At 51.0% G+C, this 17,878-nt stretch carries 22 protein-coding genes, 1 tRNA gene and 1 pseudogene; 13 read left to right on the top strand and 11 right to left on the bottom strand.

Features of this window, described 5'->3' with window-relative positions; translation table 11 throughout:
* Positions 1-219: 219 nt before the first annotated feature.
* Positions 220-708 carry a winged helix-turn-helix transcriptional regulator gene (locus tag AAC622_RS02240; protein WP_340252843.1) on the bottom strand — a complete coding sequence of 163 codons (489 nt, stop codon included), beginning with the start codon at positions 706-708 and terminating at the stop codon, positions 220-222.
* A 111-nt stretch (positions 709-819) separates the two neighbouring features.
* Between AAC622_RS02240 and AAC622_RS02235 the strand changes: the two genes are divergently transcribed.
* From AAC622_RS02235 to AAC622_RS02215, 5 genes are all read left to right on the top strand, one after another.
* Complete coding sequence (locus tag AAC622_RS02235; RefSeq protein WP_340260087.1) at positions 820-1,449, top strand: DUF6854 domain-containing protein; 630 nt, start codon at positions 820-822, stop codon at positions 1,447-1,449.
* A gap of 103 nt (positions 1,450-1,552) precedes the next feature.
* Entirely contained in the window at positions 1,553-1,807 is a 255-nt protein-coding gene (locus tag AAC622_RS02230) for a DUF3303 domain-containing protein (RefSeq protein WP_340243521.1), read from the top strand.
* 480 nt (positions 1,808-2,287) lie between these two features.
* Positions 2,288-3,208: a LysR family transcriptional regulator gene (locus AAC622_RS02225; RefSeq protein WP_340260086.1), complete on the top strand. Its 921-nt coding sequence runs from the start codon at positions 2,288-2,290 to the stop codon at positions 3,206-3,208.
* A 120-nt stretch (positions 3,209-3,328) separates the two neighbouring features.
* Positions 3,329-3,559 (top strand): hypothetical protein, encoded by a 231-nt coding sequence (locus AAC622_RS02220; RefSeq protein WP_340260085.1) that lies wholly within the window; start codon positions 3,329-3,331, stop codon positions 3,557-3,559.
* Positions 3,556-5,445 carry a bifunctional sugar phosphate isomerase/epimerase/4-hydroxyphenylpyruvate dioxygenase family protein gene (locus tag AAC622_RS02215; RefSeq protein ID WP_340260084.1) on the top strand — a complete coding sequence of 630 codons (1,890 nt, stop codon included), beginning with the start codon at positions 3,556-3,558 and terminating at the stop codon, positions 5,443-5,445. The genes AAC622_RS02220 and AAC622_RS02215 overlap by 4 nt, the downstream gene beginning before the upstream one ends.
* 152 nt (positions 5,446-5,597) lie before the next feature.
* Here the strand turns inward: AAC622_RS02215 and AAC622_RS02210 are convergent, their stop codons facing one another.
* Entirely contained in the window at positions 5,598-6,509 is a 912-nt protein-coding gene (locus AAC622_RS02210) for a LysR substrate-binding domain-containing protein (RefSeq protein ID WP_340301235.1), read from the bottom strand.
* A gap of 96 nt (positions 6,510-6,605) precedes the next feature.
* On the opposite strand from AAC622_RS02210, the gene pcaC reads away from it, so the two are divergent.
* From pcaC to AAC622_RS02170, 8 genes and pseudogenes are all read left to right on the top strand, one after another.
* The gene (gene pcaC / locus AAC622_RS02205) at positions 6,606-6,986 is read left to right on the top strand and encodes a 4-carboxymuconolactone decarboxylase (protein ID WP_445322559.1); all 381 of its coding nucleotides are present in this window, start codon (positions 6,606-6,608) and stop codon (positions 6,984-6,986) included.
* Between the two features lie 51 nt (positions 6,987-7,037).
* Positions 7,038-7,760, top strand: coding sequence for a protocatechuate 3,4-dioxygenase subunit beta (gene pcaH, locus AAC622_RS02200; RefSeq protein WP_340260081.1), 723 nt, complete (start codon positions 7,038-7,040; stop codon positions 7,758-7,760).
* The gene (gene pcaG, locus AAC622_RS02195) at positions 7,760-8,314 is read left to right on the top strand and encodes a protocatechuate 3,4-dioxygenase subunit alpha (protein ID WP_340260080.1); all 555 of its coding nucleotides are present in this window, start codon (positions 7,760-7,762) and stop codon (positions 8,312-8,314) included. Before pcaH ends, pcaG begins: the two co-directional genes overlap by 1 nt.
* Positions 8,307-9,158, top strand: a complete 852-nt coding sequence (locus AAC622_RS02190; RefSeq protein WP_317657379.1) for a BKACE family enzyme — start codon at positions 8,307-8,309, stop codon at positions 9,156-9,158. The genes pcaG and AAC622_RS02190 overlap by 8 nt, the downstream gene beginning before the upstream one ends.
* Positions 9,151-9,936, top strand: a complete 786-nt coding sequence (pcaD, locus tag AAC622_RS02185) for a 3-oxoadipate enol-lactonase (protein WP_340260079.1) — start codon at positions 9,151-9,153, stop codon at positions 9,934-9,936. Before AAC622_RS02190 ends, pcaD begins: the two co-directional genes overlap by 8 nt.
* Positions 9,933-10,988 carry a 3-carboxy-cis,cis-muconate cycloisomerase gene (locus AAC622_RS02180; RefSeq protein ID WP_340260078.1) on the top strand — a complete coding sequence of 352 codons (1,056 nt, stop codon included), beginning with the start codon at positions 9,933-9,935 and terminating at the stop codon, positions 10,986-10,988. Before pcaD ends, AAC622_RS02180 begins: the two co-directional genes overlap by 4 nt.
* A 39-nt stretch (positions 10,989-11,027) precedes the next feature.
* Positions 11,028-11,207 (top strand): annotated as a pseudogene (locus AAC622_RS02175) (FAD-dependent monooxygenase); the annotation flags it as partial.
* A 218-nt stretch (positions 11,208-11,425) separates the two neighbouring features.
* Positions 11,426-12,655 carry a mandelate racemase/muconate lactonizing enzyme family protein gene (locus tag AAC622_RS02170; RefSeq protein ID WP_445322589.1) on the top strand — a complete coding sequence of 410 codons (1,230 nt, stop codon included), beginning with the start codon at positions 11,426-11,428 and terminating at the stop codon, positions 12,653-12,655.
* A gap of 573 nt (positions 12,656-13,228) precedes the next feature.
* Here the strand turns inward: AAC622_RS02170 and AAC622_RS02165 are convergent.
* The 9 genes from AAC622_RS02165 to AAC622_RS02125 all read right to left on the bottom strand — a co-directional run bounded on the left by AAC622_RS02165 (position 13,229) and on the right by AAC622_RS02125 (position 17,874).
* Positions 13,229-13,303, bottom strand: a tRNA-Phe gene (locus tag AAC622_RS02165).
* 93 nt (positions 13,304-13,396) lie between these two features.
* Complete coding sequence (locus AAC622_RS02160; protein ID WP_340260077.1) at positions 13,397-13,615, bottom strand: DNA gyrase inhibitor YacG; 219 nt, start codon at positions 13,613-13,615, stop codon at positions 13,397-13,399.
* Positions 13,612-14,664 carry a ribonuclease E/G gene (locus tag AAC622_RS02155; protein WP_340260076.1) on the bottom strand — a complete coding sequence of 351 codons (1,053 nt, stop codon included), beginning with the start codon at positions 14,662-14,664 and terminating at the stop codon, positions 13,612-13,614. The genes AAC622_RS02160 and AAC622_RS02155 overlap by 4 nt, the downstream gene beginning before the upstream one ends.
* Positions 14,661-15,236 (bottom strand): Maf family protein, encoded by a 576-nt coding sequence (locus AAC622_RS02150; protein ID WP_340260075.1) that lies wholly within the window; start codon positions 15,234-15,236, stop codon positions 14,661-14,663. Before AAC622_RS02150 ends, AAC622_RS02155 begins: the two co-directional genes overlap by 4 nt.
* Positions 15,237-15,242: 6 nt before the next feature.
* Positions 15,243-15,461 carry a translation initiation factor IF-1 gene (infA, locus tag AAC622_RS02145; protein WP_011455993.1) on the bottom strand — a complete coding sequence of 73 codons (219 nt, stop codon included), beginning with the start codon at positions 15,459-15,461 and terminating at the stop codon, positions 15,243-15,245.
* A 73-nt stretch (positions 15,462-15,534) separates the two neighbouring features.
* A complete protein-coding gene (locus AAC622_RS02140; protein WP_340260074.1) occupies positions 15,535-16,428 on the bottom strand; it encodes a carbon-nitrogen hydrolase family protein in 894 nt (297 codons plus the stop codon).
* Positions 16,425-17,009 (bottom strand): GNAT family N-acetyltransferase, encoded by a 585-nt coding sequence (locus AAC622_RS02135; RefSeq protein WP_340260073.1) that lies wholly within the window; start codon positions 17,007-17,009, stop codon positions 16,425-16,427. Before AAC622_RS02135 ends, AAC622_RS02140 begins: the two co-directional genes overlap by 4 nt.
* Positions 17,006-17,398: a ketosteroid isomerase-related protein gene (locus AAC622_RS02130; RefSeq protein WP_340260072.1), complete on the bottom strand. Its 393-nt coding sequence runs from the start codon at positions 17,396-17,398 to the stop codon at positions 17,006-17,008. Before AAC622_RS02130 ends, AAC622_RS02135 begins: the two co-directional genes overlap by 4 nt.
* Positions 17,398-17,874 (bottom strand): arsenate-mycothiol transferase ArsC, encoded by a 477-nt coding sequence (locus AAC622_RS02125; protein WP_317655414.1) that lies wholly within the window; start codon positions 17,872-17,874, stop codon positions 17,398-17,400. Before AAC622_RS02125 ends, AAC622_RS02130 begins: the two co-directional genes overlap by 1 nt.
* Positions 17,875-17,878 lie beyond the last annotated feature (4 nt).

Here is a 17,878-nt window from a genome sequence, read left to right as displayed (position 1 = left end):
AGTTCAGGATGTCCCGATTACTCACTGGACGCAGTTCGCAAAACGGCCTCACACCGCACTCTGAATGAGTGCCAATATCAATTGATACAGTTATTACAAAAAAGCCGAAGACTAATCATCGCCGGGGCTAAAACCACGAGAGTGATTATGTGGGTAAGATCAAACGTCAACCACACACAATTCCAAGACGTTTACTGAGAGCCACATTTTTGACAAAACTTAAATTTCTAATTTTTCCAACTCATCTGCTAACCACCACATAGGGTCAGGATCAACACTCTTGTGAATATGAATTTTGCGCAATTTCTGGATCAATTTCTCCTGTAAATCTTTTCGACCGCTGTGAAATGGGTGGGTTAGCTCTACAACCTCAGGCGCAGGATCACGAAATTCGGATGTCCAGCTGGCTAGGTGGAATAGAATGGGTACGAAAGCGATCCCTGCTTCAGACAGAAAGTAAAGTTTCTTCTGCGCATGCTCCTTTGATTTTTTCACATGTAGCAACTCCAACTGCACCATGTATTGAAGTCGAGCTGCAAGAGATGCAGACGAAATTCCTTCGCGATTTTTTTTTAATATTTCGTTGAAGCCACGTCGATCAAACAGAGCAATATCCCTGAGTATGATGGGAACCCATTTATCAACGAGTAGGTGACCGGCGAGCCCTATCGGACACATTTCTTTTTCAACGATATTCATGTCCAACATTACAAGCCCCCAAACTACTTTAACCTAAAGACTAGATTGCTGGGCGGTCTGTGGTCAACTTCAAATTGTGCCGTGCCGATATAACGCATTTCAAGACCTGGAGGATCCATCATGTCGATACCCAAATTTATTGCCATCACAGCTGCTAGTTGCCCCACTGTTAGCAGGCAGGGCGCGATAGAAGAAATGGCGCACTTCGCTCAAGAGTGCCGAGAAAATGGCGCAGTGCGTGTCACATACGGCAGCGTAATTTCAGGCCGTCATCCCGGAGCGTTAGTGTTCGTCCAGTTCTTTGATGACCTCACTGGGTTTGAAGGGGTTATGAACATGATCCCAAAATCATCTGCATACTCACGAATGATTAACAACCACGCGGTGGCTCCGTTTTCACGAAACTTGTTCCGGGGCAAGCCGATTGAGTTTGAACCAAAGCTAGAGCCGATGCCCAAGTACTTGATGCTGACCCGCGCTCGTCTCGGAGCTTTGGACGAGGCTGGTATGCTTGGATTGCTAAATAAGACAGCATCAGTTTTCAAAGCATCAGGGGCTCAAACTATGCGCATGGGCCAGGTCCTCACTGGATCTGATCTCGGGACATATATGCTTGGCGTAACATATCCTGACATGTCTGCCATTGAGCGAACCTATGATGCACTAGCGGGCAACACGGATTATGCGCAGTTAATCAGCGGCGTCGACGTCGACATGCGTTCAATCACGAAGATAGCTGGCATTCTTTAGGCGCCGATCAAACAGACCAACAAAGGGTGGCGAGGAAGCAATGGAAAAAATGCTTCCTTGAACACATTTCCCTTATCAAAATCAACGCATAAAGGAGCGCGCAATGCTATTTGTTGTAAAACTAACGCACGACTACTCCACGTGTCAGGCCCATCACCCCGAAAAATTTCCACTGTTTCGAGATACGCTAGCAAACGTGAAAGATCATGGGATCAAAGTCCACGGTCACTATTCAAATCGTCTGGAACATACCAACTACATGATCCTTGAGGCCGAGACTTTCGAACAGCTTGATGCGGCATTTGATCCAATTCTTGAGATGGGCCATTTCGAGATTACACCGGTTATCCAAAGATAAGGAAGCAGAACGCGTTAACACCGTCGAATTAACCTTCAGCTGAAGATAGCGATCAAAGTTTTAACCGTTGACCGCAAAAAGGCTCTGCCATGAGATTTTATTAAAACCGCAAGTCACCAACTGGCGACAGCGTTTTGAAATAGCAAAGTTGATCTGGGCCACACCTCTAAGGGATGGAAAGTCGTACTGCACGGTCAGTTGGTGACTTTGTTCAATGTCGCCCTATCAGACAAAAAACAGGCTCACCCTGTTACGGAGGAGCCTTGTTTATTGGTTCGGCCAAAGTGGTTGCGGGGGCAGGATTAAGCCTGTGCCGAGACATGGTTTTTTCATAAAAATTTTTATATTCCGTGTTGTTTTTAAAGATCCAACCCTCCCACTTTGATCCCGAAATTCTTATACATTTTGAATGGTGAAACTATGCTGACTTCCGTTTAACAAAGATCTTATAGTGGTCGTAAAGGTAGGGAGCTTTTGCGAATGCACGACATGACCTTACGACAAATTGAAGTGATACGTGCTGTTATGCTAACGGGCACGATTTCAGGAGCAGCAGGGCTCTTAAATGTTTCCGCCCCAGGGATTAGTCGGCTTGTAAAGCATACTGAAGAAACGCTTGGAATACGATTATTTGAGCGAAAAGCTGGCGTGTTCATACCATCAGTTGAAGCAAGTCGCGTATTTGATCAGGTGCGAGAAGTATACCGGCAAGTTGAAAGCTTAAATGCTGCAGTCAGCTCACTTAAGTGTGGCGAAGATGTAAGGCTATCGTTCGCTACTGCACCTTCAATCGCACAATTTATCGCTGCACGAGTTTTGCAGAACGTTAGGGGCGTGTATGGCGACTTATTTGTAGACATGAATGTTCTAAAAATTGAGGAGACAGTTGATTACCTTCTTCTTGAAAGAGGTGAATTTGTCATTATGAGCTCCCCTGTAGAAAATGCAGCAATTGATAATGAAGAGATCGCAGAGGGGCGGTTAGTCGCCATTATGCCCGAAGGCCACAGGCTGTCCAAGAATAAGAATATTTCAGCCTTGGATCTTGCTAAGGAGCCTGTGATCGGCGTCGATCCCAATGATCCTTATGGAGCGCTATTGGCTAAACCTTTTCTACAGGCTGGTATTGAGATTAATCATGCAATGCGTGGACGCTTTGCTCAAACCGTTGTTAGCCTGGTTAGACACGGTTTGGGGGTGGCGGTTATTGATGAGTTTTCGGTAGCTGAAGTGTATATGCCCGGATTGGTGCGACGGCCACTGGTGCACGATATCCCTATCAAATCATATGTCGCTCGCAAAAAAGGCCGGGTGCTCTCGCGTTTCGCAGAAGACACAATAGGTCATTTTCAACGACAGTTGGAACGTGCAGTAAAAGACGGGCCTTGGTACCGCTCATAAAAGTAACATCATGTTAATGATATAATCATATAAATATTTGACGTTAAGTGATGGGATATAAACAATGAACACAAAGCTGGAGGTGCCAAGTGCGGCTCACAGCTCACTGGGGAAGTGTTCATGGTCAACAAAAGCAATCTTCATCTTGGCCTTATTGGTGACAATATCGCTCATTACACCCCTATAAATACTGAGTTCCTTCAAAATGCAGAAACGAAGGGATTGGACGTTATTTCTGGATATGAATTGTTCTTCTATCAAGGAGTACATGCGTGGGCACACTTTGTTAATCTTCCCCCTGCTGAAAATCGCGTTCGATCAGACCTCATATCCAATGGAGACGTGGCATGAAGACTTCTATCGCGACAGTTTCTATATCTGGAAACCTAAGAGAAAAGCTTGAAGCTATCGCCTCAGCAGGCTTCAAGGGCATAGAGATTTTCGAACAAGATTTTATTGCAGATAGTGGGACGCCCCGCGACATTGGGGACATGATCCGTGATCATGGTCTTGAAATAACGCTCTTTCAGCCATTTAGAGATTTTGAGGGACTGACTGGAGTAGCACGCCAAAAAGCGTTTGATAGAGCGCGGTACAAATTCGACACGATGCAAGAATTAGGCACGGATTTGATTTTGTTCTGCTCCTCAACCCGCCCAGATGGGCTAGGTGGAATTGACCGCGCCGCCGCAGATTTCCAAGATCTTGGGGAAATAGCTGCAACGTACAACATTCGCGTGGGTTATGAAGCCTTGGCATGGGGTAGGCACGTTTACGATCATCGTGATGCTTGGGAGATTGTGAGACGCGCAGACCATCCTAATATCGGCGTGATCCTTGACAGCTTTCATTCCTTGGCAAGAAAAATCGACCCTAATACGATCCGCAGTATTCCCGGCGATAAAATATTTTTTGTTCAATTAGCAGATGCGCCTTCAATTGAAATGGACCTTTTTTATTGGTCTCGGCATTTTAGAAACATGCCAGGCGAAGGAGACCTTGCTGTAACTGACTTCATGCGAGCCGTCATGGCAACTGGGTATACCGGACCCATAAGTCTGGAAATATTTAATGACCAATTCCGCGGAGGGCTACCGAAAGGATTAGCAAGAGATGGCTACCGTTCTTTAGTGGCACTCATGGATGATGTTCGCAAAAGCGAACCCGACATCACTGTTCCAATGCCCAATTTACCGCCGAGGATAGAGGTACAAGGGGTCGCATTCATTGAATTCGGAACTGATGAAAATGAAGCTGAGGCGCTAGGCCACCAATTAAAGTCAATGGGCTTTTTACATGTAGGAAACCACGTTTCAAAAAAACTTAAGCTCTGGCAGCAAGGTGAAATCCGCATTCTGTTAAATACTGAAAAAACCGGCTTTAGCCATTCATCTTTCGTAGCAAATGGTACGAGCATTTGCGACATTGGCGTATTGGTGAACAACGCATCCGACACTGTAAAACGAGCTCAAGCGCTGGCGGCGAAACCTTTCACACAACAGGTCGCTTCGGGTGAGCTGGACATCCCTGCAATTCATAATGTTGCGGGCAGCGTCATGCATTTTATTGATAAAGATAGCGGATTATCAAATGTGTGGGATGTAGAATTTGTCCCAGTTGAGAACAACATCGAAAATCAGGTCGGGCTGACCCAAATTGATCACTTGGCAGAAACTATGAGCTATGATGAAATGCTCAGCTGGTCATTGTTCTACACTTCAATTTTTGACATGGATCGCACGCCCATGGTGGATGTTATCGATCCTGACGGACTTGTCAGGAGCCAAGCAATTAAAGCAAAAAATGGCTCAATTAGAATAACTCTTAATGGTGCAGAGACTCATAGAACTGTCGCGGGCAGATTTTTGGCAGAGCGCTTTACAGGTGCTGTGCAACATGTGGCCTTCAGAACAGAAGACATTTTTAAAACTGCAGTAGGCATGCAAGAGCGTGGCTTTGAACCGCTAGAAATGACCGAGAATTACTATCACGATCTACAGGCTCGTTTTTCAATTAACGATGAAAATTTAACGCGAATGAAAGCGCTCAATATTCTTTACGACGAGGATCAAGATGGCGCATTCTACCAGCTTTATGGCAAGCCTTTTGCGGGTGCTTTATTCTTTGAAATTGTTCAACGTATCGATCAATACGACGGCTATGGCGCAGCAAATGCACCCTTTAGAATTGTTGCGCAAAAACGGCTCATGCGGCCAAAGGGAATGCCAAGCAAATGACTGCTAAAATAGGTTACTTCCACAATTTATCTTAGAGCTCTCGGGAACCACTCCAAATATTAATGTCTGAGACGCCATGTGTCGTACGCTTTGTTCCAACCGAGAAGATTGATCACTTTTTTAGCACACAGCTAATTGTGAGCACTTGTTGACTATTGCTTAGATGCCGCAAATTGCAGGCATTCAGCAAAGACACTGCGCTCAACATTGATTGGCGCTCCTCTTGCTACGCTGAAGCCAACAGGGCCGGAAAGCAAAGGTGAAGACAGTGCAACAGCAACCAGCGTTCCTTCTTTCAATTCGTCGGCAACCACTCCATGTGAGATGAACCACAGCGCATCCGAAAGACGCACAAGCTTACGCCCCACTGGAAGTGCAACCGTCTCATAGGCTGCACGTATCTCCGGCAAACCAATACTGGAGAGGTAGCGCTCGACCGTTTGAGAAATAACCGCACCCTGCGGAGGTAAAATTAACGTATAGCCCTCGACCTTCTGCTCCGGTACTGGCTCAAGTAATATGGGATGGCCAGGACGGCAGACGAGGACCACATCCTCTATGTAAAGTTGCTGGAAGGTAACACCCGTTCGAGTGTCTCGCTCTGGCATTCTTCCAACCACCAGATCAACTTGCCCGTCTCGCAACTGATTGAAAAGAAGCCAGTTTGGCCCAGATTGAATTTGCAAGCGGACATGCGGCATTTCCTTTCGGAATGCCAGAGCTGCTCGAGGAAGCAGATCCGTCGCAGCCGTCGGTAAAACCCCAATTGATAAACGTGTCGTTAGTTCGCCATCAGCTGTAAGGCGTTCTGCTCCTCGTATTAGCTCAGTGAGCGACGAGCTTGCGTGCCCCTGAAATACACGTCCGGCCTCATTTAGTCTAAGCCGCCGGCCGACGCGATCGAATAGTCGCACACCGAGCATCTGCTCCAACTCTTTCAGACTGCGTGACACCGCTGGCTGAGTGATCCCTAACCTGTCCGCTGCAAGCGACACGCTTTCCGCACGCGCAATTTCTAGGAAGGTTCGAACGTGCCGAAGATTTAGATGCTGATCCCAATTCATAACATATTTGGTATATAATGTGCCGATAAAATCAATATAAAAAGCGAAATAATGATATATAATGGGACAAGCTTAGCCTAATTATGGAGAATAATGTTGTCCGAGCGTCACCAAAAAGGCATGCAGGTACGTCGCTCAGTTCTGGGCGACGCTCATGTCGACCGTGCCGAAGCGGCAAAAACAGCCTTTGACGAACCATTTCAAACGTTAATCACCGAAAGTGCATGGGGCACAGTCTGGGCTGATAACACAATCAGCTACCGTGAGCGCTCGTTGCTAACGCTTGCCCTTCTGGCTGCAACCGGCAACTTCGAGGAAATACCAATGCATATCCGCGCTACGGCGCGCACTGGCGCTTCCAAAGAAGATATAATGCAAGCATTTCTGCATGTGGCGATCTATGCAGGAGTGCCGAAGGCAAACCATGCCATCAAACTCGCAAAACAGACCTTCAGCGAAATGGAAGAGCATCCATGACCCACCAAATGCCACTGCGACAAAGATCATCCGCATTAAAGGGGAAGTGATATGACAGGACTAATTTCTGCTCGTGATTTGGACTGGCACCCCCCACCACTAGCACCCGACTATCGTAGCTCAATCTTGCGTTCGCCAGCCCATGCGCGTCTCCACTATCATCCGACTGAAACTGAGATGACTGGACCGACATTTGGCCATAACATGCTGGGAGCGTTGGATGACAATTTGATCCTGAACTACGCAAATCCTGGCGAAGCTGCCATCGGCCCGCGCATCATCGTGCATGGCAAGCTGATAGACGAAGATCGCCGCCCGTTACCTGGAAAATTGATCGAAGTCTGGCAAGCTAACGCAGGCGGTCGCTATCGGCACAAAAAAGATGGCTACACTGCGCCGCTTGATCCAAACTTTGGGGGCTGTGGGCGTTGCATCTCTGGGGAGGATGGGAGCTATAGCTTCCAAACCATTCAGCCAGGCCCCTACCCCTGGCCCAATGGTGGCAATGACTGGCGTCCGGCGCACATCCATTTTTCGGTTTTCGGCGATGGATTTGCACAGCGCTTGATCACCCAAATGTATTTCGAAGGCGACCCTCACATCGCGCTCTGTCCAATTGTTCAGTCGATACCTTCAACCCAAGCCATCAACACACTGGTTGCACGATTGGATATGTCGAACACGATCCCGATGGACATTCGAGCTTACCGTTTTGACATAGTGCTTCGTGGCCGCAATCAGACACTCTTTGAAAACAAGATGGAGGGATCGTGATGGCAAACTTCAAAGAATCTCCGTCGCAGACCGCTGGACCTTACGTGCATATAGGCTGCGTGCCCACTTTTGCTGGACTTGAAGGCATGTATGGCGGCAAAGACCTCGGCAACACGATGATTACCGGCAACCCCGCCGGCGAGCGGATCACCCTATGTCTGCGTGTCATTGACGCTGCTGGAGAACCAATGACTGATGCGATGATCGAAGCCTGGCAGCCCGGTCCAGAAGGCTCATTCGGCCCGACCGAAGGCTTTAACCATTGGGGGCGCCAGCCGACCCATGCTGAAACCGGTGAGGCAATCTTCAAAACGCTTATGCCAGGCGCACCTACCGGCCAAACACCACATATTCTTCTCTGGATTGCTGCTCGCGGAATAAATATGGCGCTGATTACGCGAGTTTACTTTCCTGAAAACGACAACGCGGCTGATCCAGTCTTTGCTATTGCCGGGGAGCGTGCTGCAACACTTGTAGCCGAAAAAACCGACAACGGTTATGTTCATTCAATCCACCTACAGGGTGATCATGAAACGGTGTTTTTCGATGTCTAAACCTTGCATTATCTGTGTCGCAATCACCGGGTCTCTACCGACTAAAGCAAACAACCCCGCTGTGCCGATTACAGTGGCAGAGCAAATTGAAAGTACGCATGAAGCCTTCGAGGCAGGTGCAGCGATTATGCATGCCCATGTACGTAATGATGACCAAACCCCTTCTTCAGACCCCGAGAAATTTGCGGCTCTAAAAGAAGGGGTTGAGAAACACTGCCCCGGTATGATCATCCAGCTGTCTACTGGTGGAAGATCTGGCGCCGGCAAAACACGCGGTGGAATGCTCCCACTGTCACCTGACATGGCCTCACTGTCGGTAGGATCAAACAACTTTCCCACTCGAGTGTACGAGAACCCTCCCGATCTAGTCGATTGGCTGGCGTCGGAAATGCGAACTTACGGCATCAAGCCTGAGGTTGAAGCCTTTGACCTTAGCCACATCCATCAAGCGGCTATGATGCACGCTGAGGGCCAGATCATAGACACACCCTATGTGCAATTCGTAATGGGCGTTAAGAATGCTATGCCGGTGGACCGCGATGTCTTTGATTACTACGTGAAGACAGTAAAGCGGTTGTTTGGTGACGACGCTCCATGGTGTGCTGCGGGAATTGGTGCACATCAGCTTACCCTGAACGAATGGGCCGTCTCATCAGGTGGTCATGCGCGAACAGGCTTGGAGGACAACGTCCGCCTCGATCGCGAAAAGCTTGCCCCGTCAAATGCAGCATTGGTGAAACGCGTTGTTGATCTGTGCCAGACCTACGAACGTCCAGTCGCCACTTGGCAGCAAGCTCGGGCAATTCTTGGGCTAAAAAAGGAGGTCGCGCAAGCCAATGGCTAAGTTCACTAACATAAACGGACGCGTGTTACACTTTCGTTTTAGATCCGGCAATGGCGGCATACCCGTCGTTTTCGCAAATTCACTTGGGACCGACTTCCGCATTTGGGATGATGTTATTGCGCGCCTTCCGGAAGGCACATCAACCTTGCAATATGACAAATCCGGCCACGGCCTGAGTGAAAAGGGTGCAGTCACAATTTTTGACCATGCTGCGGACCTTTCCACTTTGATGGATTCCTTGGGTCTGACACGAGCATTGGTCTGTGGTGTGTCAGTGGGTGGAATGATTGCGATGGCACTGTCCGCCGCCCGCCCTGACTTGACTGCAGGACTCCTGCTTAGCAACACAGGATACAAAATTGGTACATCAGAAATGTGGGCCGACAGGATCAGTGCGGTTAACGAACTAGGACTTGATGCAATGGCTGATGGTGTGCTTGATCGGTGGTTCTCCAGTAAGTTCCGGCAAAAGGAAACGGTTCAGATTGCTGGTTATAGGATGATGCTGTCGCGCACGCCTGTGCAGGGCTATGCATGTGTCTGCGCTGCAATTCGGGATGCAGATCTAGCGCCCGAAGCTGCGTCTATCAGTTGTAGGACGGTTTGCCTTGCAGGATCCGAAGATAAGGCAACAACGCCAGAGGTTGTCGCAGCCTTAGCCGACAAGATTACAGGAGCAATTTACCATGTAATCGATGGTGTTGGGCACATCCCGGCGATCGAAGCACCTGACACCGTCGCGCGGCTTATAAGTGAGCAGATGGCTCTCTTGGAATGACATCAATCTTTGACCATCCCTGGCTTGGCGGCCTCTTTTCTGACCCAGATCTTCAAGCGCTCTGGTCGGCCGAAGTTCAGATCATGCATTACCGTAAGTTCGAAATAGCTTTGGCGCATGCGCTCGAAGCACATGGGTTGGTAGCAGCCGGTTTAGGCCAAAAAGCCGCCATTCGCATCGAGCAAGCACCGCTCGATATCCCACAATTGGCCCGAGCGACCGCTATTGACGGGCTACCAATCCCCAACTTCGTAAAACAAATGCATGCGGCTGCCCCAGACTGTGCAGAGGCGATCCACGCAGGAGCCACATCGCAGGACGTGCTGGACACAGCCCTATCTATTACCCTTGCTGCGACAACTAACCTTTTGACGGACCGCATAAGCAAGTTGCTTAACCAGCTCGACAGACTTGTAGAAGATTATGGCTGCAATCGACTGGTAGCTCGGACACGAATGCAGGCGGCATTGCCCGTAACAGCAGCTGAACGAATTGCTACTTGGCGTTCTCCCCTTCAGTCGGCGCTAGCCAATCTCAATCATACAAGTTTGCAGATTGCCCGCCTGCAACTTGGTGGCGCGGTGGGCACTCGCGATGCCTTTGAGGGCAAAGGGGACGCCATTGCTAAAGAAGTGGCCAAAGCGCTCAAGCTCACTGAAAATGGAGTTTGGCACAGTGACCGTAGCCAAATTGCCGGTTTTGCATCTCTTCTTTCGCAGATTACTGGTGCACTGGGCAAGATGGGACAGGACATCGCGCTTATGGCGCAGCAAGGCGTGGACGCGATCGCATTGTCTGGCGGTGGTGGATCATCCGCGATGCCACACAAATCAAATCCAGTGCTCGCCGAATTGCTTATCACCCTTGCACGTTTCAACGCTACACAGCTTTCCGCCATGCATCATAGCCTCGTCCATGAACAGGAACGATCCGGCGCTGCATGGATGCTAGAATGGATGGTGTTACCGCAGATGGCGATGGCAACTGGAAGCGCGACTTTGGCAGCCAAAGACTTATGTAAAAAGATCAGACAAATAGGCGACGACGGTTAGAGACCACATTTCAGAAGCCTGAAACTAAGAGGGCAAAATATGGAAACTTTATCGCTGAAAACTCAAGTTGCGATCATTGGCGGCGGGCCATCGGGTCTTTTGTTGTCGCAGTTGCTGAACCGCTCAGGTGTAGACACCATCATTCTTGAACGCACCAGCCGCGAACGGGTACTGGCTCGCATCCGCGCAGGTGTGCTGGAAAGCGGCACTGTGACAATAACGGCCGTCACCGCGGAAGCGTCGAAATGATTTAATATCTTGATATTTAATAATTTTTTATTGGTTGCGGGGGCGGGATTAAGCCTGTGCCGAACCACTATAATCTCAACATAAAGGAATGTTCTAAGGGCGGTATGGGCGCTGATCTGCTTTTCACGCTCCAAACGTAATTTTGAAAGAATTTTTTAAGTACCCAGGTCTTTTGACAAAGCTCTGCAATGTCACTTGACGCAGGAAGGGTTTGCTGTTGTGCATTTGTAAATATGTTTTCGGTGAATGCGATCATGAAAATAACCAAAGTAAAAAGCCATGTTCTACAATATGAACTGCCAGAAGACCTTGGATATTCCCAACAATTCTACTCAAAGCGAAGTGCGCACTTGGTTGAGGTGCAAACCGATGAAGGAGTAACCGGATGGGGCGAGTGCTTTGGTGCGGGGAACATTGCACTCGCGAATAAAGGCATTGTGGAATTAGTCATACGACCAATAATCTTGGGGTCGGATCCATTGGATCGTGATGTTATCTGGCACAAAGTTTACAATTTACTGAGAGATCATGGCCAAAAGGGTATGCCTCTACAGGCCCTTTCAGGCGTAGATATAGCCCTATGGGACATTGCAGGTAAGGTCGCTGGCTTACCCGTGCATAAGCTGATCGGCGGGGCGCATCGCAGTAGTATAAAAGCCTACGGTTATGGCATGATGCTAAAACGCGAAAGTGTTGCGGATCATAAATCGCGCTTCAAGGACGAGGCATCCCGTATACTTTCAATGGGCTTCCACGCCACTAAAATGAAAGTTGGGCTCGGAGCTAAGGCCGATGTAGAGCTTTGCGCCGCCGTTGCAGAAGGAGTGGGCACAACAGGCCAGTTTATGGTTGATGCCAACCACTGCTATACAACCTCTGATGCGTTTTATGTAGGTAGAGCGCTAGAGGAAATGGGTGCATACTGGTTCGAGGAACCTGTCGCTCCTGAGGACCTGGATGGCTATCGCGAATTACGTCAAGGCCTTTCGGTAAACATATCGGGCGGTGAGGCAGAATTTAACCGCTGGGGTTGGCGGACTATTTTAGAAAACCGTGGTCTTGATATTGCCCAACCTGAAGTCTGTGCTCTAGGCGGTATTTCTGAATATCTACGCGTTCTAGCCCTATGCCACGCCCATTTCACCCCCGTCATTAATCATGTGTGGGGATCAGCAATAGCTGTAGCAGCAAACTTACAGCTTCTTGCAGCTATGCCAGTCATGCCAGGTGGTATGCACCAATGGGAACCAATGCTGGAGTTAGATACAACACACAATCATTTCCGTGATGAGTTGTTGAAGGAACCGCTCAACGTTTTGGGGCAGGTGAAAAACAACCAGGGCTACGTAACTGTCCCGACTGCTCCAGGGATCGGTGTAGAACCTGATCCAGAAATCCTAAGGAAATACTCTGTTTAAAACACGAAGATGACAGATGTCGTATGCGGTGTGACCTACCGACCTGCCCTCTGATTTTCTTTCATTCGCGACAAGAGTCTAAAGTGGAAACTAGAAGACTTGAGTAAAACCTAAAAATTGAGTCATTCAGAGAAGGTGGTTGCAGCGGCGGGATTAAGCCTATGTCGAACCACAGTTAAGCACCAAACACCCGGAATAAAATGGTGTAAGCATAGTCTAAACATGATGGCAAGAAACGCGCGTATCTCCAATCAAACGCATCTAAGGGCGAACTGTTTTGCAAAAGCTTGTAGCGCCCATGGTCTCCGGAAAGCGGGCGCGGCCACCGCAGCAGAGAACGGTGCAACGGAACGCCAGCTCATGGCAATGTTCGGCTGGAGCACCCTAAAAGAAGCTTGCCGTTACACGCGGTCCGCTCGCCAACAAATATTGGCAACCGCCGGCATGCAGCACCTATCGCGCCATCAAAATGAGCCCAAAGGGTGAACAAAAAAGTCCCATTTTGCCCCAAAAACCAAAAAGTGGGACTAAATCCACATCAAATTACTGATTTCATTGGAATATTTTTTGAAGTGGTGCCCGGGGGCGGAATCGAACCACCGACACGAGGATTTTCAATCCACTGCTCTACCCCTGAGCTACCCGGGCACGGGAGATGGCGGAACACCATCACGGTGGGGGCGTTCTAGGGCCTTCGTGGGGGGCTGTCCATAGGGTTTGCGCAAAATTATCGCGTTTTTTCTATTGCAGCGGCCCTGCGTCGTCCTTGCCATCACCGTTGCAACCAAATGCTTTGGCGCGGGCTGCTTGATCAAGGGCTTCTTCGATATCTTCAGGGTCATTGGACGGCACGGCATATGATCCGTTCAACCATCGCGCCAGATCCACATCCGCGCAGCGGCGCGAGCAAAAAGGGCGATAGGCCGCGACTGTTTCTTTTTGACAAATCGGGCAACTCATGACGGCCATATCTCGTGCAAAGGCGCGCGGTCGCGCTTGCGCTGCAGTTCAAAATGGCCAAGCGGTGTCCATCCCGCAAGCACCGTGTCAGTCGCGTCAGAGCGCAAGGCACTGCGCAATTTATCCTCGAACAGGCGGCGGTCTTTTTTTGGCATCGGGGCCAAATCCATTGTAATCTGCCCCGACAACCCACGCAGACGCAATTGACGCGGCAAATCACGCACCAAAGCCAAATTGGCCTTAAGCCCTGCCGCAAGGGATAAATCCCCGCCCGTGTTCACATCAATCGCCAAGAGGGCAGCGGTGGGTTCAAACATGGCCCACGCGCCACCACCCAACTCCACCCGCGGGGAGAGGAGGGTATCAACTGCCTCCTCCACGCCGAGATCGGCAAAGGCGGTGGGGCTTTCTACCACTTCATCAGGCATCGGGCTTGTCCAATCGCGCCATGCAATCTCATGGGATGTGGGGGCTGCAACCAGCAATTCGGGGGCGCCATTCATATCGGCCACCACGGCCTCGGCCAAGGCGCGCATGGCGCTGACATCCTCAACTATATCTTCATCCGCCGCCTCAGCGCTGGCTGAGCGAATGATCACGCCAAAATCCTCAGGCGCGCCCTCCATCGCCTCATGGGCCAGTTCCAACAGGTGATCGCGGTCTTCTTCGTCACGGATCGAGCGGGCGATGTTAAATCCTGCCGCCGCGGGCGTGACAATGGCGTAGCGGCTTTTGAACAACAGCCTTGTCGTCACAGGCGCGGCCTTATTGCCTTCGGCATAGCCCATCACCTGAACAATCACGCTTGCCCCTTGCTCAAGGCCTTTGACCCCGCGCAAAAATCCCGATTGCCCATCGGGGAGGGTGACTATAACACCGCCCTGCCCGCCCATTGCACGGGCCACCTTGGCGCGGTAAATCTCGCCAATCTCGGGGCTTGGGTCATTTTCGGGGGGATCAATACGGATATCCTGCAAGCGGCCATCAACGATCAATGCCGCCGCCTTGCGCCCTGCAACCTCATCCAATGCAATGACGCAGCCCTTCATTCTTGTCTCCAAACGGGATAGCCCAAGGCCGCCAAGGCACTGGCTGTTTCGGCCAAAGGAAGGCCCATAATGGCGGGATAGCTGCCTGAAATCCACGGAATAAACGCACCAGCAGGGCCTTGAATGGCATAGCCGCCTGCCTTGCCGCGCCAATCGTCTGTCGCCAGATAAGCCGCGATTTCCGCATCGCTGAGGGATTTCATCTTCACACGGCTTTCAACTGCGCGCTCGATCACGCGCGCGCCTTTTCGGGCGGCCAAGGCCGTGATGACGCGATGACGGCAGCCCGACAAAAGGCGCAAAAACGCCTCAGCCTCCACGGCATCCGCAGGCTTGCCCAAAATCCGCCGCCCCATAAAGACGGTCGTATCTGCGCATAGAACGATATCCTCGGGCGCAGATGATACAGCGGCAACCTTTTCGCGCGCGATACGGGTGACATAGGCGCGCGGATGTTCCCCCTTTTGCGGGGTTTCGTCAATTTCAGGCGGGGCGATGTCGTCAGGTGAGATCCCCAACACCGCCAGTAACTCCCGCCTGCGCGGGCTTGCTGATCCCAAAATCAGGCGCAAAACAAATCACTTAAAGCGGTAATTGATACGGCCCTTGGTCAGGTCATAGGGGGTCATCTCAACCTGCACCTTGTCGCCTGCCAGAACGCGGATGCGGTTTTTGCGCATCTTGCCTGCCGTATGTGCAATGATCTCATGGCCGTTTTCGAGCTCGACCCTGAATGTCGCATTTGGCAAGAGTTCCTTCACGACACCGGGGAATTCGAGCATCTCTTCCTTGGCCATGGTCTCTCCTTAGCTTTCTCACTGCCCCAAATGGCAGCTTCGCCGCGGTAAATGCGCCCAAAGGAGCGGATTTTCAAGGTAAATCTTTCACCTGCGGCACAAGCGCTGTGCGCGTGGCGCTCTCGGGCCAATCGCGGCGGGTTAAAACAGTGCCGTTTTGGCGCAGATCTCGCAGCCGACCAAGGTCAATATCGGCCATCACCCATCCTGGCTTGTTCATTGCGCCTTCAGCAAACACGCCATTGTCACAAAAGCCCGCTTCGGCCGGGCCGTAGATCGCCGCTGCGCCATGGTTTTCATCCACTGCGGACGACCATGCCGCCTGTCCGACTGTGGGTGATTGTAAAACTGCGCATTGTCCCTCTAGCGCGCGGGCCATCGCCCCCACCCGAACACGCCAATAGCCTGCGCCGCTATCCGTGCAGGATGGCACCAGAAGCAAATCAACCCCCGCCTCAACCAAGGCGCGCGCCAAAAGCGGAAACTCCGCATCATAGCAGATCAAAACACCCACCCGCAGATCGCCAAAGTCAAAGACCTGCAAAGGCCCGCCCGATTGAACATGCCAAATCTCGCGTTCAAAGCGGGTCATAATCTGCTTGTCTTGATGCCCAATCCGCCCCTGCGCCCCATAAATGCAGGCGCGATTGACGGGCCGCAGCCCATAATCTTGGTCAAAAATTGGCGCAGAGGGAGCCAATAGGGCAAGGCCATGCTGCACCGCAAGCCGCGAAAAAAGGGCATCCGCCTCAGGCCAAATATCACTGACTGCGCGCAGGCTGCCTTCAAGATCGGCCGCAACGGATGGCCCTGCAAGATGGGCCAATTCCATCGCGCCGTATTCAGGAAAAATCGCAATCTCTGCGCCGCCATCCGCGGCCTCAGCGACCCATGCGGTGATCTTCGCATCAAAATCAGCGAAACGGGTCAAGGGATCAAGCGGATAGGCAGCGGCGGCACATTTCATAGCTGTTTGATCCAAAATTGCAGGCGCTTTTGGGTTTTTTCGGAATCTCCGATATCGAGCCATGAAAATTCTGCAAAGACGCCATCCAATTTCTGATAGCCCCGCTTTTTCCAGAATTCATTAAGCGGGAGATAGTCCTTTGGGGCCATCGGATGATCCAGAGGGCGCACCACTGCGCAAAAGGCGCTGTAGGCTTTCCCCTGTGCGCGGGCCTCTGCCTCGCGCGTATCGAAAAACATATGCCCTGCCCCCTGCCCGCGATGGTCTTGCATCAGAACAGACTCTGCGCAGTAGAACACATCTTCGGCGGCGATATCGCAGGCCGCCAAAGCACCAGAGAAATCATCATCATGCTGAAGCAAGGGCATCCCCGTGGCCGCGCCAACCATCTGCGCGCCATCATAGGCGGCAACCACTATGGCCTCGCCTTGCGCATAGCGAGCGAGATAACCCGTCTCATAGGCCAAATCCCCCTCATAGAGATAGGGCCAATCACTAAAGACCGAGATGCGCAGCCGTGCCAGATCGGGAACAATTGCCGCGATCTCAGCCCCGCGATAGATGCGATAGGCAAGGCTCATGCCGAAACCTGAGCGATCCAATCAGCAAGGTTGTAATAGGTCACAACACGGGTGATCTTACCGTCCTCAACGGAAAAGAAACTGCCAGCGGGCAGGACATATTTCTGTCCGCGCGCCTCGGGCAATCCTCCATCCTTGGCCAGGTAGGTGCCATTCACGATAAATTCGGCGGCAACGCGATTGCCTGCCTCATTCTGCATCACCACAATATCGGTGAGATGTTCTTTATAGCAGCGGTTCATATGGGCGCAAAATTCGGCAAAGGCCGCTTTGCCCATGCGCACCTGCCCCTCATTAACATGATGCGCCACATCTTCACTGAGGCAATCAAGCATGGCCTCCAGATCGCCCGCATTAAACGCGGCGTAATACCGATTGATCAGATCCATTAGTCCCCCTCCTGTTCTAGCCCCGCATCTGGGGGGCCAAAACGATCTAGAATGCGTTTTTTGATTTGATCACGGGCTTGGCGATAGGCATCCAATTTCGCCTCGCGCGTTTCACCCAACCCTGTTGGGTCAATGATGGGCCAATATTCAATATCGAGATGCGCATGACGCGTCAGATCCAGCGCGCGGCGTTGACTGGCGGGCGAAAGCGCCACGATCAGATCAAACCCGGAGAGATCATCCCCCCATTCCGCCATTTCATCGAAAGAGCGCACGCGATGACGTTCAAGGGCGACACCGATCTCGGCGGAAACAGAAACGGCAAAGCCATCTATCTCCAATTCATGATGAACGCCCGCAGATTGAACATAGGCGCGGTGGCCGTAATATTTCTTCATCAGCCCTTCCGCCATGGGTGAGCGGGTTGCGTTATGATCGCAACAAAACAGAACCGAGGATGGAAATTCTTTTCCCACCACA

It is taken from the genome of Roseobacter sp. HKCCA0882 (assembly GCF_037805225.1).
In the GTDB taxonomy this organism is placed as follows: Bacteria; Pseudomonadota; Alphaproteobacteria; order Rhodobacterales; family Rhodobacteraceae; genus M30B80.
Note: the sequence above shows the minus strand (reverse complement) of the source record. Positions and strands in the feature narration are given on the sequence as shown.